This is a genomic window from Marinobacter alexandrii (assembly GCA_039984955.1).
Taxonomy (GTDB): domain Bacteria; phylum Bacteroidota; class Bacteroidia; order Cytophagales; family Cyclobacteriaceae; genus Ekhidna.
This window is the reverse complement of sequence record JBDWTN010000007.1, coordinates 2,692,767-2,718,181: the sequence shown is the minus strand read 5'-3', so window position 1 is coordinate 2,718,181 and position 25,415 is coordinate 2,692,767. Positions and strand designations below refer to the sequence as shown.

Here is a 25,415-nt window from a genome sequence, read left to right as displayed (position 1 = left end):
TCTTACTGATTTTTAGCTATTTCTGAGTCTCGTGAAAGATTTTCTTTCTAGTATGATTGACAAAGTTAGAAAGATTAAGACGATGAGAACGGACTTCCAAATTGATTTTTGTGTGAATTGATCGATGACTATTCCCAATCCAGCTAAAATAATGTACCCAACGACCTTAATTGTCTGATAAGGAATTGGGTAATGTTTCATACCCCAAGTGTATGACACTATCACCATTAAAAGGTAAGATGCAAAAGTTGCTATTGCACTACCTAGATACCCAATAATTGGAATTAAGAGCCAGTTAAGTATAAAGGTCGTAAAAGCTCCAATCATTCCAATATAAGCTCCATAAAGTGTTTTATCTGTCAGCTTATACCAAAGTGACAGATTGTAGAATATGCCAAGAAACAATCCACCCCCTAGCAACCATGGCACTGCATCCAAAGCCATCAGGTAGCTTTCTTGCCTTAGAAATAGCGGAGCATAGTATGGCATGAATGTGCAGAGAACCAACCAGGAAAATGCTCCAAATAAAACAAAATAGGTCATTACTTGACTAAATACTTGTGGAGAGTTTTTCTCTTTCGCTTGAGTAAAGAAGAATGGCTCAAAAGAATAGCGAAATGCCTGAACAGCAAGTGCCATGAAGACAGATAGCTTATAACAAGCTCCAAATATTCCTAAAATTTCTAGGTTTGAATAGCCTTCGTAAAACTCTGATGGAAGTCTATATTTTAATATAGCTCTGCTGAGCATTTCGTTGATTACACCAGCAAAACCAATAATCAATACAGGCCAAGCATATTTCATCATGCTTTTCCATTCTTTTGAATTAAATGAAAGTTTAATTTTTAGCCAATCCGGAATAAAAAATAGCAAATACAAAGCGTTGGCGATAAGATTAGATAGAAACACATACCCAACTCCTAATTCAGGGTTGTATATGTTTCTCACTGTACTGTTCAGGTCAGCCGCAAGAATCTGTGGACAGATTATGATAAAAAAGACATTCAAAAAAATATTGACGCAAATATTAGTCAGCTTGAAAATCGCAAAACGACTCGCTTTTCCTGCTTGTCTCAATCTTGCAAAAGGAATAGCGACAATTGCATCAATAGCTAGAATCATCCCTAACCATTGGATAAGATAGGCTTTATCGGGATACTCTAAAAGAGCAGCAATAGTCCCTGAGAAAACCCAAATACTTCCAGAAAAGAGCAATGATGAAATTAAGATGCTACTAAAAGCTAAATTGAAGTAATGATTTCCCTTTTCCTTTGTCGAAAATCGAAAATAAGCAGTCTCCAGCCCGTAGATATAGAGGATATTCAAAAAAGCTACATAGGCATATAATTCAGTAACTATGCCATATTCTGAAGGAACAAAAACAGAGGTGTAAAGTGGGACAAGTAAGTAATTGAGCATCCGCCCCAATACACTACTCAAACCGTAAATAGCAGTTTGGCTTGCTAATTTTTTAAGTATCGACAAGGATTATTCGCCTTTAAAATCAGCTTTTCGTTTTTCTGAAAAAGCTGCCACGCCTTCTTTGAAATCTTCAGTACCAAAGCATCCCGCAAACGCATTCGCTTCTGTTTGATAACCATTCACTCCAGTCTCATAATATGCATTAACTGAATCTATCACTAACCCTATTGCTATAGGGGCTTTCGAGGTAATCTTTCCCAGAAGCTCAACTGCTTTACTATGAGCTGCCGCTTTGTCTGACTCCACATAATTAGCAAGTCCGAGTTGTTCTGCTCTTTCTGCTAAGATCATATCTGCGCTCATTAAGAATTCAAAAGCTCTAGCCTTTCCTATAAGTTGAGTCAATCTTTGGGTTCCTCCATAGCCTGGAATCAGTCCCAGGTTCACTTCGGGTTGACCGAACTTTGCAGTGCTCACCGCAATTCGCATGTGAGCAGACATTGCAAGCTCACAACCACCGCCCAGAGCAAATCCATTGACTACAGCAACCACTGGGGTATGGCAGTTTTCTATGGATTGAAAAATTTCCTGCCCTTCTTCTGCAAATTTTCTAGCATGCATTTCACTTAGACCTGCAAATTCACTGATATCCGCACCTGCTACGAAAGCCTTTTCTCCTGCACCCGTTAGCACTACCCCTCTAATATCTTTTGGGTTATCCTGTATATATTGAAATGCATCACGAATTTCGAGCATTGTTGCTCGATTAAGTGCATTCATTTTACTTTCTCTGTTGATGGTAATGGTAAGAATGCCATCAACTAAGTCTAATGCCAAATTTTCGTACGATTCCATTGGTTGATTGATTTTTTCAAGCTTGAAAGAAAAAGGAAAAATATCTTAATCAAAAACAATTGTGTCTTTGAGGTTGGTGATCATCGTCTCTGTTAGCTCTTTCAACCCAAAGGAATGTTGCCAGTTCCAGTCATTTCTTGCCGCACTATCATCTATACTTCCAGGCCAGCTATCAGCTATTTTTTGACGAAAATCAGGATTGTAAGTAACCTCAAAATCAGGATAATGCTTCTGGATTTCTATTGTGATTTCTTTTGGACTAAAACTCATCGCTCCAAGATTATGTGAGCTTCGAATCTTTACATTCTCAGCATCTGTCTCCATAAGATCAATAGTGGCTTTCACTGCATCATCCATATACATCATAGGAAGTATAGTATCTTCAGACAAGAAGCACTCATATTTTTCTCCAACTATTGCTTTATGAAAAATATCTACTGCATAGTCTGTAGTACCTCCACCAGGCAAAGCTTTATACCCTATAAGTCCTGGGTATCTTAAGCTCCTAACATCGACTCCATAGTTTTCAAAATAATATTCGCACCATCGCTCGCCAGCCAACTTGGAAATTCCGTAAACCGTATTTGGAGCCATGACTGTATTCTGTGGTGTATTTTCCTTTGGGGTATCCGGTCCAAATACAGCAATGGAGCTTGGCCAATAAATCTTTTTCAACTTGTCCTTTCCAGCCTCGAGAACCGTCAAAAGGCTTTCCATATTTAATTGCCAGGCAAAATGTGGATTTTGCTCTCCTTTAGCTGAAAGCACTGCCGCTAAATGGTATACTTGGGTTATGTTGTGTTTTTCTAGAATAATATGAAATGACTCCTTGTTCATAATATTGAGCTTTTCATACGGACCATCACTCAACAAATCGATTGGATCATCCAAAAGATCTGAAGCAATAATACTCTCAGTTCCCTTTAGCTCTCTGAGCTTCAATGTAAGTTCGGTTCCAAGCTGTCCACAAGCACCTATTATCAGGATTTTATCCATTGGGGTATAAAGTTGTTTATTCAGGTTTTAGGATTGCAAATTTACACGTCAATGGAAAACTAGCTTCCATTAAATTTGTTGCAATGATGTTTAATGAATACCTAACCGAAAAAAAAATTGATCCTAAAAAATTTCAACAAGCTGAACCCGCTCAATATTTGGAGTTTCAGAAAATTTTTGATCAAATGCACCCGGAAAGCTTCACACAACAAAAACTTTTTTTGATCAATAAAATACGCAGAGCTTATAAGCTCGAGGTGAAAGCAGAAACTAAAAAACCCGCTACTGCACCTAAAGCGATGCGACCTAAAGTAAAACCCTTAAAACCGAAAACAAGCTGATATGTACAAATCATTAAAGCCAAGACTAGAGAAAGAAATTGAAGAAATAAAAGAGGCTGGTCTCTATAAGCAAGAACGAGTAATTGCATCACCTCAATCTGCGGATATTGTGCTTCAGAATGGATCTGAAGTAATCAATTTCTGTGCGAATAACTACCTAGGTCTATCTTCACATCCTAAAGTGATTGAATCTGCAAAGACATCTATAGACTCCCATGGTTTTGGAATGTCGTCAGTTCGCTTTATCTGTGGAACGCAGGATATTCATAAAGAGCTTGAGCAAAAAATTTCGGAATTTCTTGGAATGGAAGATACCATTTTATATGCTGCAGCTTTTGACGCAAACGGCGGTGTATTTGAGCCTCTTTTGGGTCCCGAGGATGCAATTATCTCTGATTCATTGAATCATGCATCAATCATTGATGGTGTAAGATTGTGTAAGGCACAACGTTACCGATATAAAAATAATGATATGGCTGACCTAGAGGAACAATTAAAAGCCGCTTCAGGAGCGAAAGTGAAAATCATTGTCACAGATGGTGTCTTCTCCATGGATGGCACAATAGCACAGCTAGATAAAATCTGTGATCTGGCTGATAAATATGATGCCTTAGTTATGACTGACGAGTGTCATTCCACTGGGTTTATAGGAAAAACAGGACGTGGGGTACATGAATATCGAAATTGTATGGATCGAGTGGATATCATTACAGGAACACTGGGTAAAGCTCTTGGGGGAGCCTCTGGAGGTTTTACCTCTGCGAAAAAAGAAATTGTAGACATCCTTCGTCAACGATCCAGACCCTATTTGTTTTCCAATACCTTGGCACCATCTATCACCGGAGCATCAATTGCTGTGATTGATATGCTAAGCGAGACCACAGAGCTTAGAGACAAACTGGAAGCCAATACTAAGTATTTCAGAGAGCAAATGACAGAAGCTGGGTTTGATATCAAACCAGGAGAGCATCCTATCGTACCAATCATGCTATATGATGCTAAACTTTCTCAAGAAATGGCGGCTAAACTTCTTGAAAAAGGTATATATGTGATTGGCTTCTACTTCCCTGTAGTTCCAAAAGATCAAGCAAGGATTCGCGTACAAATTTCTGCGGTTCACGATCGTGAACACCTGGATAAAGCGATCAAGGCGTTTACTGAAGTGGGTAAGGAATTAGGGGTTATTTAGTTTCCTCGATACCAGGTACATTTCTCATCAAATTGGTGAGAAATGTACATTTTTTAAGCTACCTCCTCAAGGTCTTTCTTCTCTTTTTCTTTCTTCAGTTCCTTCGGCTCGTTAAGGTATTTATTGATTTGGCGTCTTAGCTCCTGAGCAGAGATGTTGTGTGTTATTTCACCATTCTGCATGGCTGAAATCTGTCCAGTTTCTTCCGAAACTGCAATGATAAAAGTTTCCGTATTCTCCGACATTCCAAGTCCAGCTCTGTGTCTCAATCCATATTGTGCAGGAACATCTTGTTCAGTGACTGGTAATATACATCTAGCTGCTACTATTCTGTCCTTGTGTACAATAACTGCCCCATCATGAAGAGGGCTATATTTATTAAAAATCGCCAGCAGTAACCTTTTGGACAACAATGAATCCATCGCATCTCCGGATTCTGCATAAAACTTTAGTGGTGAGTCTGATGATATAACTATTAACGCTCCTGTATTAGATCCAGCAAGCGATTTAACTGCCTCTACTATAGGTGTGATGTTTGCTCGTTTTGCGTTCCCATTCTGAGACCAGAAACGTACATTCTTGAAAAACTTACCCTCTTCAAAAATATTGGTTCTGCCGACAAGCAATAAAAACTTTCTTATTTCCTGCTGAAACAAGATAATCACAGCAAGAACTCCTACCCCCATGAATTGTCCTAGTATTGTACTAAGAAGTTCCATTTGAAGAGCATTTACTACAAGGTAGATAAGATAGATAGAAAGGAAGCCCATAAATACCTTAATAGCTACACTCCCTTTCATCAACTTGTAGACCTGACTCAAAAGAATAGTGACCAAAAGAATATCTAAGGCATCCTTCCAGCTTATATCTAAAAATCCTATTTGAAATCCTAAAATCAATTTAGTCGACTTACAAGTTTTATGGCTTCTACGGCCTCTTTTACATCATGTACTCGAAGAATACCAGCACCTTTAATCAAAGCTACGGTATTTAACACCGAAGTTCCATTCAAAGCTTCTTCAGCGGTCGAATTAAGTGTTCGGTAGATCATGGACTTACGTGAAACACCAACAAGAATCGGCCGATTGAGGCGGTGAAACTGATCCAACTTATTCAGCAGGTCAAAACTCTGTTCGGCGGTTTTTGCAAATCCAAACCCTGGATCTATTATGACATCCTTTATCCCCAACTGGTTGCAATTCTTAATCAACAATGAAAAATATTTCATCACTTCCTTCAACAAGTCATTATAATCAGTTAAATCCTTCATAGTCTGAGCTGTTCCTCGCATATGCATGGCAATGAATGAAACCTTCATCTCTGCCACAGATGCTAACATTTTCTTGTCTAAATATCCGGCTGAAATATCATTTACAATAATCGCTCCAGCATCAACAGCTTTTCTAGCTACTTCAGAACGAAAAGTATCTATGGAAATAATGGCCTTTGGAAATCTTTTCATGATTTCCTCAATTGGTCCAGTGACTCGTTTCACCTCCTCTTCTATTGAGATATCTTCAGCGCCAGGTCTTGATGAATATCCTCCTATGTCCAAGAAAGTGGCCCCATCGTTCTGCATCTTCTCAGCACTTTTCAAAATCTCGTCCATTTTCATTTTCCTACTTCCGGAAAAGAATGAATCTGGTGTCAGGTTGATGATACCCATCACCTTGGGTGATGAAAGGTCAATAATTTCTCCTCTTACGTTGATAGTATGTTTGATGTTCAATGGATTAGTTTTGTCATTTCAAGTCCATGGTTGACAGTCGATAGCCGACTGTCAATACAAATCTAAGCTGTGGACTTAGTACTGACGACTGTTGACTATGAAAATTGAAACTGAGCAGCAATACAAGGAAATCATTTCTGAATGCAAAGAGATTTTTGCTAAAAAGACAAAAGATTATGGTACCGCATGGAGAATATTAAGACTGCCTTCCATTACTGATCAAATCTTTATCAAAGCACAGCGAATTCGATCCATACAAGAAAAAGGTGAAAACAAAGTAGGCGAAGATATTGGTAATGAGTTTATCGGAATCATTAACTATTGCATCATCGCCATCATTCAAATAGATCTGGATGAAACAGAGGAGATGGAAATTCCATTCAATAAACTGGAACCAAAATATGATAAGGTTGCAAGTGATACTATGCATTTGCTATCCGCCAAAAATCATGACTATGGTGAGGCATGGAGAGAAATGCGAGTAAGTTCAATGACAGACATTATTCTGATGAAACTGATGAGAGTGAAACAGATAGAGGACAACTCAGGTAAAACGTTGATTTCGGAGGGCATTGATGCTAATTATCAGGATATGATCAACTATTCGGTTTTTTGTTTAATAAAACTAAACGAACAATGAAGATAATCAAGGAATTTGCGCGCTATATAGTAGGTGCTCTTTTCATTTTTTCAGGTATCATCAAAGTAAATGACCCTGTAGGTACAGCAATTAAGCTTGAAGAATATTTTCAAGTTTTCGCGTCAGATATTGCTCCATTCTTTGAATGGTTTGTACCAGCTGCGCTTTTCTTAAGTGTTGTTCTTAGTGTTTTGGAAGTTGTTCTTGGGGTAGCTCTAATAATTGGCTATAGAATGAGGCTAACAGCATGGGTGCTTCTAGCCATGATCGTGTTCTTCACGTTTCTTACTTTTTATTCGGCTTACTTCAATAAAGTAACAGACTGTGGGTGCTTTGGTGATGCTATCAAGCTAACACCATGGCAATCATTTTATAAAGATATTATTCTACTAGTTCTAATAGCTGTGATTTTCTGGAAGAGGGGTGATTACAAGTTATTGCTAAGTACCAAGATGAGTGAAATCAAAGTAGCAGGTACTACAATAGTTATGATTGTGTTGGCTATCTACGCTATTCAACACTTACCTTTCATTGATTTCAGAGCTTATAAAATTGGTAATCACTTACCTACATTGATGCAGAATTCAGAGCCACTGAAGTACATCTACATCATGAAGAAGGATGGTGAAAAATTTGAATTTGAAGTCTACCCATCAGAGGAAGGATATGAGTATGTTGACGCTAGGTTGGTTAATCCTGATGCAGCAGCAAAGATTACGGACCTGAATGTATGGCAAGGAGATGATGATTATACCGATCAACTCCTTTCCGGAATAAAATTGGTTATCATTATTCATCAAATTGAAAAAACATCGCTGGACGAAATAGACCGGTTAAGAAACCTCACCTATAACAATCCAAGATTTGATCCCTGGATTTTGACATCTTCAGGTTACGAGAAGTTTGAAGCATTTAGACATGCCAATCAGCTAGCCGCTCCTTACTTTTTTGCTGATGCGACCGTCCTCAAAACCATGGTACGATCGAATCCTGGCGTTTTACTTTTAAAAGATGGAGTTGTTTTAGCTAAGTGGCATTATAATGACACTCCTTTAGCCGATGATGTTATAGAAATATTGAACCGTCAGTGAGTCAAAAAGTCTTTTTAATAGGTTTACCAGGCGCAGGAAAAACCACTATGGGATTGGATCTTGCGGTTCATTTAGGACTTCAATTTGTTGATCTTGATCAGGACATTGAAAAGGATACTAAGCAATCTATCAATGAGATCTTTGAGCAAAAGGGCGAAGCTTATTTTAGACAGCTTGAGAAGTTAAATTTAGAAAAAATCATAGCGGGATTGGATTCGTTTGTGATGGCAACAGGAGGTGGTACTCCTTGCTTTTTTAACAACTTAGAATCAATGCAAAAGGCAGGAGTCACGATTTTCATAAATACTCCAATTGAACAAATTGAAAGCCGCGTTAAACTTGATACTTCACGACCATTGATGAAGTCTATCACACTCTCCGATCTACTTCAAAGAAGGAAAGGATGGTACAATCAGGCAGATCATACCATCCAGGAATACAAAGAAATTATTAAGCTTTTTTAGATTAGAAGTTTAGTCCGAATGTTATCGACACGGATGTGTTTCTAATATCTGTAGTTGCTACTGGCTGATCGTTTAGAATAAAATAAGGAACAGCCTGTTGTTGAGTAGTGCTAGAAGCTATTGCAAAATCTAAGAAATAATCGAAAGTTCTGTAACCAAACCCAAAACTTATACTTGTTCTATCTTGAAGGTTTGAGTCCTTTATTGGATCAGGGAAAAAAGCATAGCCAGCTCTAAGTCTAAAGCTATCAAAGCGATATTCACCCCCGAATCTTAAATTCATGACAGATTCATAGGTATCATTAATCACATCATTGTCTTCAGTCGTAGAGAAATCATCAGAATTAAGATTTGCACTTCCATAATCAATAAATTCAAGATCGCCAGTTAAAAAGCCACTTTTCCCAATAAATAAAGCAGCTCCTACTCCAATTTTGGCAGGAGTTTTTAATTTATAATTATTAACAAATAGATTACTTTGATATGGATCAATATTCGCTAAATCGTACGTTACAGTTTCTCCATCCACAGTTTCTGTATATGTACTTCCTGCATCCCAATCTGCCTCTAAATCAATGAAGCTTTCTTCGTCTAGCGATAAAAATGAAGGTGAAGTATAGCTAGCGCCAATAGTTAGAAAACTTACAGGTCTGTAAATAGCGCCAAAATTGAAATTAACTCCTGTCCCTCTTACACTAACTTGATCGTCGATGTTAATTGCATTAAGAGAATCCACATCATTACCATCCAACAAAAAGTCGAATTCTCGATAATTTCTTTGTTGTTTATAATTTAAGACTTGTACGCCCATTCCTCCTCCGAAATAGAGCTTATCATCATAGTTGCCACCCCAAGCCAGATTAAACTGGTAGTGAGAGCCTGTTTCTTTTATTGTCTCACTTTGAACAGGAAAACCACCTACAAAAGCATCGTAAGATTGAACATTTCCATTCCCGTCGGTTATTGGCGTGACAATAAATTGATCAAAAGCCGCAAATCCAAGCTCACTTAAGTCATCTGAATTCTGAGAACCTGCTTCCAATAAAATATTATCTACTATGGAATTGAATCCATTTGGACCTTCATAACTTCTGGTAAGATGATAAGTGTTATTTCTGCTAAGCGAAAGCGCTAAAGAGCCGCCTTTGAATTTATCATTTGTAAAACGGCCTTTACCAAAATTTATAACTGTACCGATATTAGCAAAGTTGAAGTTATTCTTAAACGTTTCTTCAGAACCTTGATTAAGAATATCATCAGACGAAAAGATATCGTATTCTGTATTCGCATCAATAAAATCTATCGAGGGAGTTACGACAAAAACACTCTTATTAAAAAACCCTAAACCCGCTGGGTTTGAAATCGCGGAACTGATGTCTCCTCCAAGAGCGATCTGAGCACCCCCTATCCCCTGCATTCTAGCCGTACTTCCGATACCGTAGTTCGTTTGGCTAAATCTGTATGCATCCTGGAAGTATTGCGCACTGGATATAACCGAATAGCCTAGAAAAGAAAGTAGAAATATTCTTAGTTTAATTTTCATTCAACATCAGATTAGTTACCTCTTCTTCCTGAACTGGATCTCCCTGAAGACGACCTTGAACCCGAAGATCTACTACCTGAAGACCTACTAGATGAACTCCTTGATCTAACCGAACCTGAGCTTCTGGAAGAACCTGAAGACCTAACCGAAGAACTTCTACTCCTACTTGACGCAGGTGGCGAATATGATCTAGATCTATTTGAACTATTACTAGATCTATTAAAGTTTGAGTTCGAACTTGATCGTCTCCCAGAATTATTGATTGTACCTGAATTACCATTACTATTTCTAGATCTGGAATTCACCGTACTTGATCCTCTGGAAGAAGTTCCAGAATTGTATCTACTGCTACGCGATCTATTCAAGTAACTTGCTTGTTGTCTGTTTGCATCTGCTCGTCTACTACTTCTAGAGCTTACTTCATTCGCCACTCCAGACCTTCTTCCCGAAGAAGATCTGCTTTCACGAGAAGAAACTGATCCCCTAGATGATCTTGATCCTCTTATTACGTTTCTTCCTCTAACTTCTCTATTTCTAGCTATATATCCTGGTCTTCCATAATAATTTCCATTATAGACTGGTGGGCAATAAAAACCACCTCCCCATCCCCAAGCATTTCGACCCCAAGAATTCCAACCCCAATTATTCCAACCGAATCCTGCTCCCCATCCTGTGCCCCATTGATTAGCCCAAGGGTCCCAAAAAGGATCATACCACGGGTTGCCAAAGTTGTTTCCGTAAGAAACAGACCAGAAATTTCCTCCCCAATTATTCCACCCTAAACCGAATCGCCATCTTGGCTGATTCCATCTATCAAAGTTATTCCCACCATTATTGTAATAGTTATTTATGACAACAGGTTGGTCATTTGGATTATCATAAACAGTTGTTTGAGGATTACTGAAATTTGGATTTCGCTCCGTTCCATTTATATAAGCACTTTGCGTGTCAGATATGTAATCTTCCTGAGTCTTATCAGGCGCATAGTAATCTAGAGATTCCTCAGTTACATCACCTTCAGCATCATATTGATATTGTCTCCCTAAAAAGCTCAACTCTTCATCATTGCTCTTCTTCGCTACTTTAGAGAAGCTTTGATTAGTCACTTCACCCTGCTTCTTTTTCTCTTTTACTCGATCCTCTTTGGTGAAGTATAAATCATCATACTCTTGACCAAAAGCTCCTAACGCAATGAATCCGAGTACTAGAACTAGAAAATTTTTAAGATAATGTTTCATGACGATCCTCCTTTTTTTAATTAAACGATTCTCTAAGGGTGTCTGTTCGATTGCTCCGCTATATTTGCGATCCTTACAGAATTTATAGTCTGTAAATAGCAAACTCCATACCAAAAGAACTAATAGTAAATGGCTAAAGCAATTCCATCTCGTTCGGAAGATTATTCATTATGGTATAATGAACTTGTAAAAAAGGCAGGATTAGCAGAAAATTCACCCGTCAGAGGGTGCATGGTGATTAAACCTTATGGTTTTGCTATTTGGGAAAAAATGCAGCAGACCCTTGATCAAATGTTCAAAGACACAGGTCACGAAAATGCTTATTTCCCTCTGCTTATTCCCAAATCATTTCTCAGTAAAGAGGCGGATCATGTCGAAGGGTTTGCTAAGGAATGCGCTGTAGTTACCCATTATCGATTGAAAAACGATGAAGACGGCAAGGGAGTCGTAGTAGACCCAGAAGCTAAGCTTGAAGAAGAACTAATTATCAGACCTACCTCTGAAACTGTAATTTGGGATTCGTATAAAAATTGGATTCAGTCATATAGAGACTTACCACTTTTAATTAATCAATGGGCAAATGTGATGCGCTGGGAGATGCGTACCCGATTATTTCTTCGAACTGCTGAGTTTCTTTGGCAGGAAGGACATACTGCTCACGCTACTAAACAAGAAGCTGTAGACGAGACCAATCAAATGCTGAATGTCTATGCAACTTTTGCTGAAGATTTTATGGCAATGCCTGTTATTAAGGGAGTAAAAACAGAGAGCGAACGTTTTGCTGGTGCTGTAGACACTTACTGTATTGAGGCTATGATGCAAGATGGAAAAGCATTGCAAGCAGGAACGTCTCACTTTCTTGGACAAAATTTTGCGAAGGCGTTTGATGTAAAATTTGCAACCAAAGAGGGTAAAGAAGAATTAGTTTGGGGGACATCCTGGGGTGTAAGCACTCGATTAATGGGTGCATTAATTATGGCTCATTCAGATGATGATGGATTGGTATTGCCTCCAAAACTTGCCCCAATACAGGTAGTTATTGTACCTATTTATTTCAAAGATGAGCAATTAGAAGAAATAGAAAAGGTAGTTGCTCCTATTGTAATAGAATTGAAAAATAAGGGTGTTGCAGTAAAGTTCGACACCAGAGATACTCATAAACCAGGATGGAAGTTTGCTGAATATGAATTGAAGGGAGTTCCTGTTCGATTAGCAATTGGGCCAAAAGATCTTGAAAAAGGTACTGTTGAAATAGCTCGAAGAGATACGAAAGAAAAATCTTTCCATCCCATTGATAATGTTGTGGATCAGGTGATGGATTTACTAGAGGATATTCAAACAAGCATTTACGATAAGGCTAAAACTTTTAGAGAGAAGAATTCTAAGGAAGCTAACACCTATGATGAATTCAAAAAGCTAGTAGATGAGGGGTTTGTTTATGCTCATTGGGATGGTACTTCTGAGACTGAGGATAAAATCAAGGAAGAAACGAAGGCTACTATCAGATGCATTCCTCTTGATCAGCAAAAGGAAGAAGGAACTTGTATCTTTACAGGTAAACCATCGAGTGGTCGAGTTTTATTTGCTAAAGCCTACTAGAAGATTATGGAGTGGATGACAATTACTGGACTTATTTTACTTGGCACCTTTTTAATTATTGCTGAAGTAATTTTTGTGCCCGGCACCACAGTTGTCGGAATACTTGGATTTATTTTTTCCGGCTATGGCATCTATCTTGGATATGAATCCTATGGTGCAGCGACTGGAACGATTATCCTCCTAGCTGTCTTAATTGTTAACGTAATTGCATTGGTCATCGCTTTTAAAGGTAAGTCTTGGGAGCGATTTTCTCTTAAAGGATCTGTTTCTGGAAAGTATAATGACGACTTTAAAGTTGATGTAAAAGTTAATGATAAAGGCATGACTATTTCTTCGCTTAAGCCAGTAGGCAAAGCAATGTTTGATGACCATGAAATAGAAGTGCGATCCAATGGTGGTTTTGTCGGTGAAAATGTGGAAATTCAAGTTTTAAGAATTGAGTCATCAAAAATCTTTGTACAACCTGTAAAAAATTAAAATCATGGGTGGCAGTGTAATGCTAGTCTTAATCGTTGTTGGATGTATCATCCTCTTTTTTATTTTCCTCTACTTTGTTCCGGTCAACCTCTGGATTACGGCCATCTTCTCAGGTGTACGCGTAGGTCTACTTGAGTTGGTTTTCATGCGAATCCGAAAAGTACCTCCTTCTATTGTAGTAAACTCACTTATTACTGCAACCAAAGCTGGTCTAATGACTCAGGATGATGAAGGTGGAACTAAAAGACAACTAAAAACTCAAGAATTGGAAGCTCACTACCTAGCAGGTGGTAATGTCCCTCAGGTTATTCGAGCATTAATTTCAGCTGATAAGGCAAATATCGACCTAACCTTTAAGCAAGCAACTGCTATTGACCTTGCCGGACGAGATGTATTTGAAGCTGTTCAGGTTTCTGTAAATCCAAAAGTGATTAACACGCCATCAGTAGCTGCTGTTGCTGCCGATGGTATTCAACTAGTTGCTAAAGCAAGAGTGACTATTCGAGCAAATATTAAACAATTGGTTGGAGGTGCAGGTGAGGAAACGATCCTTGCCCGAGTTGGTGAAGGTATTGTTACTTCCGTAGGTTCTGCTGCCTCACACAAAGAAGTACTTGAAAATCCTGATAAAATATCAAAACTAGTTCTGCAAAGAGGATTGGATGCGGGAACTGCATTTGAGATTCTTTCGATCGATATTGCTGATGTGGATGTTGGAGCAAATATTGGAGCAAAACTTCAAACAGATCAAGCTTCTGCTGACCTTAAAGTAGCTGAAGCGAAAGCTGAGGAAAGAAGAGCAATGGCGGTAGCAGAAGAACAGGAGATGCTAGCAAAAGCACAAGAAGCAAGGGCTAAAGTAATTCTAGCAGAAGCAGAAGTACCTAAAGCAATCGCGGAAGCATTTCGAAGCGGTAATTTAGGAATTATGGATTACTATAAGTTCCAGAATATTGAAGCTGATACAGATATGAGAAGCTCTATTGCCGGATCTGGAAGTAAAAAAGGAGCAGGCAAGAAAAAAGACTAAACTATAACTAACCTAAAAGGAAAGCCCTGATCTCTCAGGGCTTTTTTTATTCGTTTACTTTTTCAGGCGTGAATTCACCTTCCATTTCAATCGCCTGCTTTATATGAGCAACGTGATGGTTACTATGCCAAGCATATAAACCAAGCATCCACTCCAGCGTAAATTGTTTATTGTATTCAGGGTGAATGAACGTACGCTTTTTTTGCTCTTCTTTTAAAGATTTCAGCATCATCACCATTCGATTGTGCAGGCCTTCGAGGATATTAATTGACTCCATGATCTCTTCATTATCAGCATCAGGAGTTTTTGCCCATTCTGATTCGTTGTAAGTCTTTATGGTTGGGTTCTCTTCCGTAAGAATCCATTTAAATCGGATAAAGCTATTTATATGACTATCAGCCAAATGATGAACTACCTGTTTGATATTCCAGCTTCCTGGCCGATACTGAAGTTCAAGGTCTTCATATGAAAGATTCCCGACAAGCTTTTTTACTTTTTCGGGTAGCCTCTCTAATACCTCAATCCATTCATTGAATATATCTTCAGAGATTTCTGATGGAGCTTCATATTTTCCAACAGGGTATTTTAACAATTCTAAATCCACTGGGTGATTATTTTTTTCGCTTAAAGATAGGCACAGTACTACATGGTTCACCATACATAAGGCTACTAACTAGCGGAAATAAATTTTCAGTGATTGCGGTATAAGCGTATTCTACATTTCGCACATTTCCACACCCTTTGATTACTACCTTTTTATCGCGAAAATCATTCTCTGATACGCATTTCTCAATAGCATTATCAATCAAAGCTCTTTCGATTGAATCATTATCGCCATAGGTTACTGAATTAGCAAATTCTTTAATTTTAGTAACTAGAAGCATATATGCCCATGTTGGCACAATTGCTTCTGCTGAACAGATCAAACCAACATTTTTACCTTGATATCCAACCCAATCTTTTTCTTTTAGGAAGGCGCGAAAATCTTTTTCTCGAAGAACAAGGCCTTCATACAAAGTCTCTTTCATATCAAAAATCGCGTATTCCCCTTTGTGGAGATATTCTTCTAAATCTAAAGAGATCAAAGGGCTTTTAGCAACTCTATTTATTATTTCATCCATTGAACTAGAGCAACTGCTTTTTTGGTGTTGTAGTTCGCCATTCTTTCAAGTAATTCGGCTCAAAGTAAGCCACATCTTCAAAATCATTATTTAAAAACTTATCCAATGCTAACCGTCCCATATTCATAGCATCTGGAAAAATATCATCAATGAAAATCAAGTTATCCTGCCTAGCAATTTCTCTGAACTTAGGCATCCCATCACCAAACATATAAAGAGGTAGGGTGAATTTTTCAAATGACGATTCTTCCAAAATCTTTGGTTGAAGACCCCACACAATTTCACCATTTTGATCCTCTAATTGCGTATAGACTTCCATTCGTCTTGCATCCATCATTGGGCAAAGTAGATGGTCTCCTGCAAACTTTCCTCGAAGTGCCTCCCTCATGATGCTCAGAGACGGGACTGAAATGAGTTTCTTATTGAGTGAATAGCAAATCCCTTTGGCTGTTGAAACTCCGATTCTCAGGCCTGTATATGACCCAGGCCCTGATGAGATAGCCACAGCATCTAGGTCAGCGAATTTAATATCTACTTCTTGGCAAATATTCAGTCCAATCCCAGGCAGGAGAGAAGAATGTGATTTCTCAATCTGGTGAGTCTGATTAGCGAGCAGCTCTCCGTCACGGTGCAAAGCGACCGAGCACACCTTTGTCGATGTTTCGATGCTTAGGATTAATGCCAATTAATTAGGGTTTAAAATAGATTGATATCTCTGAGGATCATTGAGAACAGTAATTGCTGCCTGGACATCTGGATCTTTGCCGAAAGTAGACTCTATAATACCACGTTCAAAGAAGTAGCGACCAGCGATCTCTTGCTCCAAGAGCATTATAATCTCCTCTTTAAAAGTGATTAGATCTTGATCTTTATTATGCTTTGTAGCTTTTTCAAGGTTATCAAAATAGCTTTTAAGCTGTTTGTACTTCTTTTCTTGCTTCGCAATTTCGATCAGGTTTTTCGTTTCTTGCTCAACCTTGGTAACGTAATCAAAATCTCTTCCAGACATCCACTTTACAAAACCAGTATATTCTGAATCACTCAATCTCACATCATTTGGACTAGTAGGATTTAATTCTTCATTTTGATAGTAGTATTCCGTGGCGTAATAGAAAATATGATCACTCCTTAGAAGACTTTTAGTAATTGGGGCAAATTCAAGTTTCTCCACTTCTACGTCTGGGTCTATCCCTCCTCCATCAAAAACTCTTCTTCCATTAAGTGTATAAAATTCAGTTTTCAACGAGTCTGGAATTTTTCCAACGCTCCCATCCTCGTTCCTATTACTATAATCAATAGCCTGAATACACCTACCGGTTGGTGTATAATATTTAGCGGTTGTTATTTTCACCACGGCATCATATGAAAGGGGGCGTTCAATTTGAACAAGACCTTTACCAAATGTTTTTCTTCCTATCAAAACACCACGATCATAATCTTGCATAAGTCCAGATACTATTTCAGATGCAGACGCACTTCCATTATCTGTAAGAACAATAACTGGGATATTGGGATCGACAGGATCGTTTAATGTGTTATAAGTCCAATCATTGGCTCTGACCTTTCCTTTTTGCGTTACAATCTTTCGGCCTTTCTCTACAAAAACATTAGATACATTAACCGCCTCATGAAGCAATCCACCTGGATTTCCTCTAAGATCAAGTATGATACTTTGTGCTCCTTCTTCTATTAAATCAAGGGTTTTAATGCCAATCGAGCGTCCAACATTTTGTGTAAAACTTGTCAAGCGAACGTATCCAATATCGTCAGTGACCATTCCGGCATAAGGAACACTATCCACTGCAATTTTTTCTCGTTTTACTTGAACTTCAAACATTTTAGTCTGCCCAAATCGTTTGACTGTTAGTGTAATCTCTGAGTTTGACTGTCCTTTCATTAGAAATCGAACTTCTTCCTGAGATTTTCCTTCGAGCGAAATGCCGTTTATTGCATGAATTTCATCCCCACCTCTCAATCCTGCATCATATGCAGCAAATCCTTCGTATGGCATAATGACTGTACTTATCCCGTTTTTACGCTCTACTACCGCACCAATACCAGAATATTCCCCTGTAGTCATCATACGATATGTTTCAATATCATCTGCCGCTATATAGTTTGTGTAAGGGTCTAGTGTTTCCAACATTTCATCTATTCCAGACTTTATCAGAGTTGTTGGATTAATTTCATCTACATAATGTGTATTTACCTCTTTGAAAAGGGTGGCGAAAATATCTAGATTTTTAAGTATCTCGAAGTATCTATCTGTAGGTGGTTTTATAGCTGCTGTCAATAAAACTAAGACTGCCAGTGAGGGAAGGATAATCTTTATTTTTCTACTCATATCATTCAGGGTTAAAGCCCTTTCTTAATCAGGACACAAAGATGTCAATAACGCTAATTTAAGCTCTCTGTTGCTTAAGTTGTTGACACAATAATCATTTGTTGATAGTACCCAAACGTTCCAGACACTTTATTAGTTGGGTCTGAATATCATGAAAGGTCAATATTTCTTTTGAAAGATAAATGAAACCGATATAATACGATCTTTGAGAATGCTTACGGATTGCCAAATCTTTATTTAAACGATAAGCTTCTCTGATTCTTCTTTTTAGAAGATTTCTATCAACCGCTCTTTTAAAATTTCTTTTGGGAACGGAAATAAGAATTTGATTCAGTCCTTCTTGATCGGAACGGAGATGGCGAACTTGAAAGTCATTTAAATAAAAAGAGGAACCGTTCTTAAATAGTTCCTCAATTTTTTTCTTACCGGTAAGTTTTTCCTTTTTGGGAAAACTATATTTTGAAAGGCCCATAGGCCGCTATTTACTTCTTATGGATTTCGTCAGAAACGGTGAGTCTCTTACGTCCTTTTGCTCTTCTTCTAGCAATTACAGATTGCCCATTCACACTCTCCATTCTCTTCCTGAATCCGTGCTTGTTTTTCTTCTTTCTAACTGAAGGTTGAAACGTCCTTTTCATGTGTATAGTTATTTTTCAGCGGTCACATAGAATTCAGCCAAAAGGCCTCATTTCATGCTATTAATCTTTCGTCATTAAAAACGGAGGGCAAAGATAGATAAATCCTTGCCCTCTGCAAATTTTGATAAACTATTTTATTTAGTTCTTAGTCTGTTATTTTGAATACTGCCTGATCCATTTCTCCATTTACAATAACATCTTTAACCTTTACATCCATTTTTATTTGGGCATTGATTGGTTGTTTTATTGCTGTAGGAAATTTAATACCTCCAAATTCGCCGTACTCAGTCACGTCTGTTGAAAGTGTCATCGCCCCTTGAGGTGTTTCAATTGTATTCGATTCTTTTAGAAAAAGGCCTGATTCTGCATCATAGTATCTAACTGCTTTTTTTCCTGAAGGCATTGTAATCTCAACACCGTAAGCATCTTTACCATTTATCTGTTCAACTGATGATAGCTCCATCTTTATCTCTTTCTCGATCATTAAAAGCTCTGGAACAATCGCATTAGAAATAGCCATATCTAAAGCGACATCTCCAGTCATTTCTTGATTTCCTTGCATTCCAGAAGATTTACCTTTCTCACCATCGAACACCACTTTTTGCATCACGTTACCCCCCATTGATACCTCAGTGTATGACATATTCGGAGACATTTTAGAGATACTCATATTCATAGACTGTCCCATAACAGAACCTTCCATAGCCATCTTTACATTTTTGACTTGAGAGAGTTTTTCCTTTCCTCCAATAGCCTCGATATAGTTATCAATTACTTTCTTTGCTGTCAATCCAGCAGGAAGTTTTGCCAATGATGGATCAACCTCATTTCCATAGGTATCATAGTAAGTAACTTCTCCAAATTGCTTTAGACTCTCGGCTACTTCGCCAGCTTTTCCGACGACATTAATGTAAGCACTACCTGTCTTCAGATATTTATTCGCCATTGCTTGAATATCGTCTTTGCTTACTGCTTGTACCTTTTGAAGATAAGTCGCATAATAATCTTCTGGAAGATTATAACGGGCAGTATTTAAAGCGAAGTTGGCAACTGTCTGGGGTTGTTCTAATGAACGAGAAAATCTTCCTGAAATAGAATTCTTAGCAAGATTCATCTCCTCTTCTGTGATACTTCCATTTTTTACTTGATCCATTTCGTAAAAAATTTGAACCACAGAGCTGTCTGTAACTTCATTTCTTACTTCAGCGCTAGCATTAAACCTCCCTACCAATTCATCGGCAGAAAGAGAAGAATAACTACCATAAGTGTATCCTTTATCTTCTCTCAAGTTCATGAATAGTTTCGCAGAACCTGATCCGCCAAGGATTTGATTCATTACACGGGCTTTGATTTGATCTTCTGACCCAATTCCTAGAGCTACTGGATAGGTAACATTAATGTTCGATTGAACCGCGTTGGATCTGTTTACAATTCCAACCATATTCTTTTCTGGTGCCTTAGGCATATCATATTTCGGCATATCAACGTCACCTTTCTCCCAACTACCAAAATAAGTCTTCACTAATTTTTTGATCGCTTTCGGATTTACATCTCCCACAATTGCCAAATAAGCAATATTCGGTCTGAAGTATTTCTGATGATATGCTTTTAGATCGTCAATAGAGATGTTATTCGTTGTTTCTTCCGTTTGAATTTCTCCATATGGATGATCTTTCCCGTAGAGCAAAACTGAATTTAAGTTAGCAGCAATTGCGCCTGGATCTTCTTTGTTAGAAGCCAGATTAGATATTGTCTGTTTTCTGATCTTCTCCAATTCTTCTTCAGGAAAAGTAGGATTGAAAGCAACATCGGTCATTAGTTCAAGAATCTTCTCATTATATTTCGATAACCCGGAGGCAAACACACTGGTAGATCCTGCACCCAATGAAGCTCCAATGAAGTCAATTTCTTCATCGATTTGCTCCTTAGTTCTTGTCTCCGTACCTCTTCTCATCATTTGTCCAACCATTGACAGGTATCCAACCTTATCGCCTTCCATGATAGGCTCTCTATCCAGAATGAGGTTATAACTTACTCTTGGAAGTTTATGGTTTTCAATAATGAAGACTTTAAGTCCATTTTTAAGCTCAAATGATTCGTAATCACCTATGCTAATCGGTCGTGGAGTTGACGGCTCTGGTAACTTACTCCTATCCACCTGTGCAAAAGCGCCTATCATCCCAATGGTCAGAATGAGAGTTAATATATTTCTTAATTTCATAATTATTACTCTTTAAAAGGTTATTGATCTTCCAACTTCTCATCCTCTGGCTTCTGCTGAGCAGACTTAGGTAGATACACCAGTTGAACTCTATTGCTAGGATCAAGGTATTTTTTTGCCACTCTTTGCAGATCTTCTTTGGTTACAGCCATAAACCGATCAATTTCACTATTGATAAGGCTTGCATCTCCAAAATACACATGATAATCTGCTAAGCTTTCGGCTATGCCTCTTACGGTACCGTTTGAAGACACGAATGAATTTTCAACCTGATTTCTAAGTTTCTGGAATTCCTTATCATCTATTGGTTCATTTTTTACCCTTTCAATTTCTTTATCCATTGCAGCCTGAAGATCTTCTGGAGTGTTCCCCATATTTAAGATACCAAATGAAATAAATACACCTGCATCTTCTAAAGCAAATGGGAATGATCCAGCTGCAACTGCTAGCTGCTGGTTGTCAACAATCTCCTTTTGAAATCTAGAACTCTGGCCACCTGAAAGTAATGTTGTTAACATCTGCATCGCATAGTAATCTTCTGATCCTTGCTCAGCCATTTGATAAGCCTGAATAACAGCTGGCAATTGAATGTTATCAAATACTTCAGCCTGAACATCACCAAGCTTTTTCATTTCCACATTTGGACGTGGGATACTTTTAGTCCCCTTAGGAATTTCAGCAAAGTACTTTGCTACCAACTTCTTAGTTCGTTCTATGTCAATATCTCCCGCTATTGAAAGTGTTGCATTGTTTGGCACATAGAATGTTTCAAAGAAATCTTTAAAATCAGCATCAGTAGCAGCATCAATGTCATCGAAAGACCCAATTGGAGTCCACTCATACGCAGTACCTTCAAATACTCTTGAAAATGTCTCTTGCAGTATAGAGCCATATGGTTGATTATCTACTCTCAATCTTTTCTCCTCTTTCACAACCTCTTTTTGTGTCGCCACACCTGTTGAATCAATTGTTGCATGAAGCATTCTTTCCGACTCCATGTAAAGACCTAACTCCAACTGATGTGACGGAAGGGTCTCAAAATAGAATGTTCTATCATTTGAAGTATTCGCGTTCAATTGACCTCCTGCACTTTCTATGATCTTGAAAAATTCTCCTCGAGGTATGTTGGGAGATCCTTCAAACATTAAGTGCTCAAAAAAATGGGCAAAGCCTGTTCTACCTTCTGGCTCGTTTTTAGAACCGACATGATAGAGAACAGAGACGTTAGCAATTGGTGTAGAATTGTCTTGATGAAGAATCACATGTAATCCATTATCCAGATCATACTCTACAAATTCAATCCGCTTTTCCTGGGCAAATACACCAAGTGTCGCGAACAGGCAGATTAAAACTAGTATGTTTCGCATATTTAAATATTAGGGTTTTACAATTATTAAGGTCAAAGTATTAGTTGCTTGAGTATCAAAAAATTACAGATCAACTTTTGATAGAACTTCTTTTATATGATTGCTATTCAATCTAGGTCCAAACTTGCTTACTACTGCTGAGCTTGCTGCACTGGCTAACCTTCCAGCTTGAGCATGCGACAAACCATTATTTATTCCATATAAATAAGCGCCCGCAAACATATCACCGGCTCCTGTAGCGTCTACGGCCTTTGTTGGGAACGGCTCAATTTCATGGTAAGCTGTGCCGTCAAAGACAAGAGCACCCTCCTTACCTTTTGTGATCACAAACTCTTTTGCAATCTTTCCAATTGCATCTTTAGCAGCCTCCATTCCTTTAACTCCTGCAAACAATTCAGCTTCTTCAATATTGCAGAAAAGTAAATCAACACCTTCTCCTACAACTTCCTTCATTTGGTCGTTAAAGTACTTGACCATTGAAGGATCTGAAAAAGTTAGACTAACCTTCACATTGTTTTCTTTAGCTACATTTTTGGCCTTCTTCATCGCTTCCAAGCCTGTTGGAGATGAAACTAGAAATCCCTCAATAAATAAATATTCTGAATCTTTTATGGCTTCCTCACTTAATTCTTTTGTTGAGAAATCCGTAGTAATACCTAAATAGGTATTCATGGTTCTTTCTGCGTCAGGAGTGATCATAACCAAACACTTGCCTGTTGTTCCTTTGTATAGGGTTTCTGAATCTAAATTCGAGTCTATGCCTGCCTTCTCTAAATCATTGACGTAAAGCTCACCATCAGAATCATCAGCTACTTTGCACGTATAAAACCCTTTTCCACCAAATTCGGCTAATCCAAAAATAGTGTTGGCAGCTGACCCTCCTCCTTGCTTCTTCTTTATTTTTCCTTCAACCTCACCGAGTAAAACTCTTTGTCTATCCTCATCTACGAGTGTCATCAATCCCTTTTCAACTTCATTTTCAGTGAAAAATTGATCTTCTACTTCAATTTCATAATCCACCAAAGCATTACCAATGGCACATACATCATACTTTTTACTCATTTCCTATTTGTTGCATTTAAGGCTCTATCAGGATAGTCTGTTATGATCCCATCAACTTCCCAAGCTAACACTTTGTTTATTTCAGAGATTTCATTGACCGTCCATGGTATGACTTTCATACCACTGCCTTGGATTTCTTCTACTTTTTTTTGCGAAAGTAACCTATAATATGATGAGTATATGTCTGGAATGAAACCCAAAGAATCAATATTACTTCGCCATGACAATTCATTCTCTATCAGCAAGGCGAGTTTCACTTCCGGGTGTTTGGCATGAAAATACTGGAGCGTTCTAAAATCGAAAGATTGAATAGTCACCCGATTCCAAAGTTGTTTTTCGCTTATCAAATCATATACTAACTCTGAAAATTCTGCGGGTACGGGATGAAATAAAGTATCTGTACTTGCTTTGGTCTTTAGTTCAATGTTATAATTAACCGGCTGTAAGCTATTCTCTCTTATAAAAGATTCTATGCTATCAATGACATCAAGTAAGAGGGGTTTGTAAACTGATATTTGTCTTTGCTCAGGGAACCTTGGATTTCTTACTGACCCCAATCAAACTTTTTGATATCGCAGTAGGATAACTGATAAATATTAATGATTGAATCCTCTTCAATAGGGCGGCTCATTGTATCAAGACAAAAATCCGATGAAAAGAACGATTCATGACTTACAATTAGCTTTTTATCTTTAGATACTACAAGATCTAATTCCAATGTATTTACACCAAGATCAACCGCAAGAATAAAACCTGGAATACTGTTTTCTGGAGCCAATCCTCTTGCTCCTCTATGTCCTTGAATTTCGATATTCAATAAGTTCTTTTTTTGTGAACAGGAATACGAAAGAATGATAAATGCTAAGAGCCATTTACTCATGATAAAAATTTAATCCGTGTGAAAATGTAGTGCAGTGACTCTTCATTCATAATCAATCTGTAGAAATCTGTATCGCCAAGTCTTTCTGTTTTATATCCACTTTGCTTTAAATACTTCTTACTAATTTTTTTATCAAACCAATGTACCAGCCTGATTTTGTCATCCTCGATTTCTAAACATGTCATCCCACGCTTACCGACTACACAACCAGAATTAAAAACACATGGTATATGAAATAGTGTATTGTAGACATAATTCTGAAAGCTGTGGTCTTTATTCTCCTTGTAATATCTTTTCAGTTCTTTTTTATGTGTCTTAATTTCCTGTTTGATTTCACTCAAATCATCTTTTTCAGCTTCTGAAAAATCTCTGCAGAGTTGCTCTATTTTATACTTTAGCCTATCAACCTTATGCAATGATTCAAATAATGGCCTATGTGTATGTCCAATAATCGAAACGACTTTATTGAAGGCAGAAAAACCGTAAACGTTCTTTTCTATTTTGTACTGCTTTCTACTACTGTGCGAAACGGAATAGCTCTTTATGCCTAAAGGATTAGCGAAATACTTCAGTGTAAAGCCAATTAATTCATTATGCTGTTGATACTTCTTACTGGCTTGATGTCCATGAAAAACAAAAAGAAAATCATCCTCAAATTTTAACTTTAGCGACTCATAATGTTTATAGCTAAAAGGCAGATTTTTCATCAATTGTAACTCTAGATCATGATTACCAATTGTTTTGAAAAAAGCATCCCTTTCATTGAATTCATTGAACAACTTATAAACTGATGCCCATTGTTTCGCGATCTTACTAACTTGAAAACGCTGCAATTCCTCTACATCACCATTGAGAATTAATGTGTGTCTATTTTTAAGATAATAACCTTCCAACGCATTCTGAAAGAGTTTGGAATTCCTTTTGAAGTCATCAGTGGATCCTCCATCTCCCATATGGAGATCTGAGAAAATAACCCATTTTCCTCTTGAGTTAAGATCAAGAGTAGGACTTGAATCGTAAATTTTATCAAGTTTCCTATAAAGAGTCTTGGTATTGATTTGGTTTTTTTTGGCCATCAAAATATTTCAAAAACCTAGCAGCCAAGTTAGAAATTATGCAAAATATTAAGTCCTATTTTATTCAATAAGAAGAAAAATTAATACTGCAG

26 protein-coding genes are annotated in these 25,415 nt (G+C 37.8%); 7 read left to right on the top strand and 19 right to left on the bottom strand.

Annotated features, from left to right (window positions below):
• Positions 1–12 precede the first annotated feature (12 nt).
• Genes ABJQ32_18510 through ABJQ32_18500 form a run of 3 tightly spaced genes read right to left on the bottom strand, consistent with a single transcriptional unit; the run spans position 13 to position 3,273 of the window.
• Positions 13–1,485 carry an oligosaccharide flippase family protein gene (locus ABJQ32_18510; GenBank protein ID MEP5291655.1) on the bottom strand — a complete coding sequence of 491 codons (1,473 nt, stop codon included), beginning with the start codon at positions 1,483–1,485 and terminating at the stop codon, positions 13–15.
• 3 nt (positions 1,486–1,488) lie between these two features.
• Complete coding sequence (locus ABJQ32_18505) at positions 1,489–2,277, bottom strand: enoyl-CoA hydratase-related protein (GenBank protein ID MEP5291654.1); 789 nt, start codon at positions 2,275–2,277, stop codon at positions 1,489–1,491.
• Between the two features lie 45 nt (positions 2,278–2,322).
• Positions 2,323–3,273, bottom strand: coding sequence for an NAD-dependent epimerase/dehydratase family protein (locus ABJQ32_18500; GenBank protein MEP5291653.1), 951 nt, complete (start codon positions 3,271–3,273; stop codon positions 2,323–2,325).
• Positions 3,274–3,615: 342 nt separating this feature from the next.
• On the opposite strand from ABJQ32_18500, the gene kbl reads away from it, so the two are divergent.
• Entirely contained in the window at positions 3,616–4,803 is a 1,188-nt protein-coding gene (gene kbl / locus ABJQ32_18495) for a glycine C-acetyltransferase (GenBank protein ID MEP5291652.1), read from the top strand.
• Positions 4,804–4,856: 53 nt separating this feature from the next.
• Here kbl and cdaA read toward each other — a convergent pair whose 3' ends face one another.
• Together cdaA and folP are read right to left on the bottom strand one after the other, a co-directional pair.
• Positions 4,857–5,702: a diadenylate cyclase CdaA gene (cdaA, locus tag ABJQ32_18490; GenBank protein MEP5291651.1), complete on the bottom strand. Its 846-nt coding sequence runs from the start codon at positions 5,700–5,702 to the stop codon at positions 4,857–4,859.
• Positions 5,699–6,532 carry a dihydropteroate synthase gene (folP, locus tag ABJQ32_18485; protein MEP5291650.1) on the bottom strand — a complete coding sequence of 278 codons (834 nt, stop codon included), beginning with the start codon at positions 6,530–6,532 and terminating at the stop codon, positions 5,699–5,701. The genes cdaA and folP overlap by 4 nt, the downstream gene beginning before the upstream one ends.
• Before the next feature lie 97 nt (positions 6,533–6,629).
• On the opposite strand from folP, the gene ABJQ32_18480 reads away from it, so the two are divergent.
• The 3 genes from ABJQ32_18480 to ABJQ32_18470 are packed head-to-tail and all read left to right on the top strand — an operon-like array spanning position 6,630 to position 8,727.
• Entirely contained in the window at positions 6,630–7,172 is a 543-nt protein-coding gene (locus ABJQ32_18480) for a DUF1599 domain-containing protein (GenBank protein ID MEP5291649.1), read from the top strand.
• On the top strand, positions 7,169–8,263 hold the full coding sequence (locus ABJQ32_18475; protein MEP5291648.1) for a BT_3928 family protein: 1,095 nt from the start codon (positions 7,169–7,171) through the stop codon (positions 8,261–8,263). The genes ABJQ32_18480 and ABJQ32_18475 overlap by 4 nt, the downstream gene beginning before the upstream one ends.
• Entirely contained in the window at positions 8,260–8,727 is a 468-nt protein-coding gene (locus ABJQ32_18470; GenBank protein ID MEP5291647.1) for a shikimate kinase, read from the top strand. The genes ABJQ32_18475 and ABJQ32_18470 overlap by 4 nt, the downstream gene beginning before the upstream one ends.
• Before the next feature lies 1 nt (position 8,728).
• Here ABJQ32_18470 and ABJQ32_18465 read toward each other — a convergent pair whose 3' ends face one another.
• Both ABJQ32_18465 and ABJQ32_18460 read right to left on the bottom strand, forming a co-directional pair.
• Positions 8,729–10,270, bottom strand: coding sequence for an outer membrane protein transport protein (locus tag ABJQ32_18465; GenBank protein ID MEP5291646.1), 1,542 nt, complete (start codon positions 10,268–10,270; stop codon positions 8,729–8,731).
• Between the two features lie 11 nt (positions 10,271–10,281).
• Positions 10,282–11,508, bottom strand: a complete 1,227-nt coding sequence (locus ABJQ32_18460) for a hypothetical protein (GenBank protein MEP5291645.1) — start codon at positions 11,506–11,508, stop codon at positions 10,282–10,284.
• Between the two features lie 129 nt (positions 11,509–11,637).
• Between ABJQ32_18460 and proS the strand changes: the two genes are divergently transcribed.
• Genes proS through floA form a run of 3 tightly spaced genes read left to right on the top strand, consistent with a single transcriptional unit; the run spans position 11,638 to position 14,614 of the window.
• Positions 11,638–13,107, top strand: a complete 1,470-nt coding sequence (gene proS / locus ABJQ32_18455; protein MEP5291644.1) for a proline--tRNA ligase — start codon at positions 11,638–11,640, stop codon at positions 13,105–13,107.
• 6 nt (positions 13,108–13,113) lie between these two features.
• Positions 13,114–13,584, top strand: a complete 471-nt coding sequence (locus ABJQ32_18450; protein MEP5291643.1) for a hypothetical protein — start codon at positions 13,114–13,116, stop codon at positions 13,582–13,584.
• Between the two features lie 4 nt (positions 13,585–13,588).
• Positions 13,589–14,614 carry a flotillin-like protein FloA gene (gene floA / locus ABJQ32_18445; protein ID MEP5291642.1) on the top strand — a complete coding sequence of 342 codons (1,026 nt, stop codon included), beginning with the start codon at positions 13,589–13,591 and terminating at the stop codon, positions 14,612–14,614.
• Positions 14,615–14,660: 46 nt separating this feature from the next.
• On the opposite strand, the gene ABJQ32_18440 is transcribed toward floA, so the two are convergent.
• From ABJQ32_18440 to ABJQ32_18385, 12 genes are all read right to left on the bottom strand, one after another.
• Positions 14,661–15,218 carry a YfiT family bacillithiol transferase gene (locus ABJQ32_18440; GenBank protein MEP5291641.1) on the bottom strand — a complete coding sequence of 186 codons (558 nt, stop codon included), beginning with the start codon at positions 15,216–15,218 and terminating at the stop codon, positions 14,661–14,663.
• A gap of 7 nt (positions 15,219–15,225) precedes the next feature.
• The gene (locus ABJQ32_18435; GenBank protein MEP5291640.1) at positions 15,226–15,735 is read right to left on the bottom strand and encodes a DUF2480 family protein; all 510 of its coding nucleotides are present in this window, start codon (positions 15,733–15,735) and stop codon (positions 15,226–15,228) included.
• A gap of 4 nt (positions 15,736–15,739) precedes the next feature.
• On the bottom strand, positions 15,740–16,420 hold the full coding sequence (tsaB, locus tag ABJQ32_18430; protein MEP5291639.1) for a tRNA (adenosine(37)-N6)-threonylcarbamoyltransferase complex dimerization subunit type 1 TsaB: 681 nt from the start codon (positions 16,418–16,420) through the stop codon (positions 15,740–15,742).
• Positions 16,421–18,079, bottom strand: coding sequence for a S41 family peptidase (locus ABJQ32_18425; protein MEP5291638.1), 1,659 nt, complete (start codon positions 18,077–18,079; stop codon positions 16,421–16,423). It lies immediately after the preceding gene.
• 94 nt (positions 18,080–18,173) lie between these two features.
• Positions 18,174–18,551, bottom strand: coding sequence for a ribonuclease P protein component (gene rnpA / locus ABJQ32_18420; protein ID MEP5291637.1), 378 nt, complete (start codon positions 18,549–18,551; stop codon positions 18,174–18,176).
• A 10-nt stretch (positions 18,552–18,561) separates the two neighbouring features.
• Positions 18,562–18,717, bottom strand: a complete 156-nt coding sequence (gene rpmH / locus ABJQ32_18415) for a 50S ribosomal protein L34 (GenBank protein MEP5291636.1) — start codon at positions 18,715–18,717, stop codon at positions 18,562–18,564.
• Positions 18,718–18,862: 145 nt separating this feature from the next.
• Positions 18,863–20,938, bottom strand: a complete 2,076-nt coding sequence (locus ABJQ32_18410; protein MEP5291635.1) for a pitrilysin family protein — start codon at positions 20,936–20,938, stop codon at positions 18,863–18,865.
• A gap of 20 nt (positions 20,939–20,958) precedes the next feature.
• The gene (locus tag ABJQ32_18405) at positions 20,959–22,305 is read right to left on the bottom strand and encodes a pitrilysin family protein (GenBank protein MEP5291634.1); all 1,347 of its coding nucleotides are present in this window, start codon (positions 22,303–22,305) and stop codon (positions 20,959–20,961) included.
• A gap of 63 nt (positions 22,306–22,368) precedes the next feature.
• The gene (locus ABJQ32_18400) at positions 22,369–23,367 is read right to left on the bottom strand and encodes an adenosine kinase (protein ID MEP5291633.1); all 999 of its coding nucleotides are present in this window, start codon (positions 23,365–23,367) and stop codon (positions 22,369–22,371) included.
• Positions 23,364–23,924 carry a glycerophosphodiester phosphodiesterase family protein gene (locus ABJQ32_18395; GenBank protein MEP5291632.1) on the bottom strand — a complete coding sequence of 187 codons (561 nt, stop codon included), beginning with the start codon at positions 23,922–23,924 and terminating at the stop codon, positions 23,364–23,366. The genes ABJQ32_18400 and ABJQ32_18395 overlap by 4 nt, the downstream gene beginning before the upstream one ends.
• Positions 23,912–24,247 carry a glycerophosphodiester phosphodiesterase family protein gene (locus ABJQ32_18390; GenBank protein ID MEP5291631.1) on the bottom strand — a complete coding sequence of 112 codons (336 nt, stop codon included), beginning with the start codon at positions 24,245–24,247 and terminating at the stop codon, positions 23,912–23,914. The genes ABJQ32_18395 and ABJQ32_18390 overlap by 13 nt, the downstream gene beginning before the upstream one ends.
• Positions 24,244–25,323, bottom strand: coding sequence for a metallophosphoesterase (locus tag ABJQ32_18385; GenBank protein MEP5291630.1), 1,080 nt, complete (start codon positions 25,321–25,323; stop codon positions 24,244–24,246). The genes ABJQ32_18390 and ABJQ32_18385 overlap by 4 nt, the downstream gene beginning before the upstream one ends.
• Positions 25,324–25,415: the final 92 nt, after the last annotated feature.

What these genes read in the sequence shown, in the direction of transcription:
- ABJQ32_18505 (MEP5291654.1), bottom strand. Translation starts at nt 2,277, where the DNA reads ATGGAATCGTACGAAAATTTGGCATTAGACTTAGTTGATGGCATTCTT.
- ABJQ32_18500 (MEP5291653.1), bottom strand. Translation starts at nt 3,273, where the DNA reads ATGGATAAAATCCTGATAATAGGTGCTTGTGGACAGCTTGGAACCGAA.
- kbl (MEP5291652.1), top strand. Translation starts at nt 3,616, where the DNA reads ATGTACAAATCATTAAAGCCAAGACTAGAGAAAGAAATTGAAGAAATA.
- ABJQ32_18480 (MEP5291649.1), top strand. Translation starts at nt 6,630, where the DNA reads ATGAAAATTGAAACTGAGCAGCAATACAAGGAAATCATTTCTGAATGC.
- ABJQ32_18475 (MEP5291648.1), top strand. Translation starts at nt 7,169, where the DNA reads ATGAAGATAATCAAGGAATTTGCGCGCTATATAGTAGGTGCTCTTTTC.
- ABJQ32_18465 (MEP5291646.1), bottom strand. Translation starts at nt 10,270, where the DNA reads ATGAAAATTAAACTAAGAATATTTCTACTTTCTTTTCTAGGCTATTCG.
- ABJQ32_18460 (MEP5291645.1), bottom strand. Translation starts at nt 11,508, where the DNA reads ATGAAACATTATCTTAAAAATTTTCTAGTTCTAGTACTCGGATTCATT.
- proS (MEP5291644.1), top strand. Translation starts at nt 11,638, where the DNA reads ATGGCTAAAGCAATTCCATCTCGTTCGGAAGATTATTCATTATGGTAT.
- ABJQ32_18450 (MEP5291643.1), top strand. Translation starts at nt 13,114, where the DNA reads ATGGAGTGGATGACAATTACTGGACTTATTTTACTTGGCACCTTTTTA.
- floA (MEP5291642.1), top strand. Translation starts at nt 13,589, where the DNA reads ATGGGTGGCAGTGTAATGCTAGTCTTAATCGTTGTTGGATGTATCATC.
- ABJQ32_18435 (MEP5291640.1), bottom strand. Translation starts at nt 15,735, where the DNA reads ATGGATGAAATAATAAATAGAGTTGCTAAAAGCCCTTTGATCTCTTTA.
- ABJQ32_18425 (MEP5291638.1), bottom strand. Translation starts at nt 18,079, where the DNA reads ATGAGTAGAAAAATAAAGATTATCCTTCCCTCACTGGCAGTCTTAGTT.
- rnpA (MEP5291637.1), bottom strand. Translation starts at nt 18,551, where the DNA reads ATGGGCCTTTCAAAATATAGTTTTCCCAAAAAGGAAAAACTTACCGGT.
- rpmH (MEP5291636.1), bottom strand. Translation starts at nt 18,717, where the DNA reads ATGAAAAGGACGTTTCAACCTTCAGTTAGAAAGAAGAAAAACAAGCAC.
- ABJQ32_18410 (MEP5291635.1), bottom strand. Translation starts at nt 20,938, where the DNA reads ATGAAATTAAGAAATATATTAACTCTCATTCTGACCATTGGGATGATA.
- ABJQ32_18405 (MEP5291634.1), bottom strand. Translation starts at nt 22,305, where the DNA reads ATGCGAAACATACTAGTTTTAATCTGCCTGTTCGCGACACTTGGTGTA.
- ABJQ32_18400 (MEP5291633.1), bottom strand. Translation starts at nt 23,367, where the DNA reads ATGAGTAAAAAGTATGATGTATGTGCCATTGGTAATGCTTTGGTGGAT.
- ABJQ32_18390 (MEP5291631.1), bottom strand. Translation starts at nt 24,247, where the DNA reads ATGAGTAAATGGCTCTTAGCATTTATCATTCTTTCGTATTCCTGTTCA.
- ABJQ32_18385 (MEP5291630.1), bottom strand. Translation starts at nt 25,323, where the DNA reads ATGGCCAAAAAAAACCAAATCAATACCAAGACTCTTTATAGGAAACTT.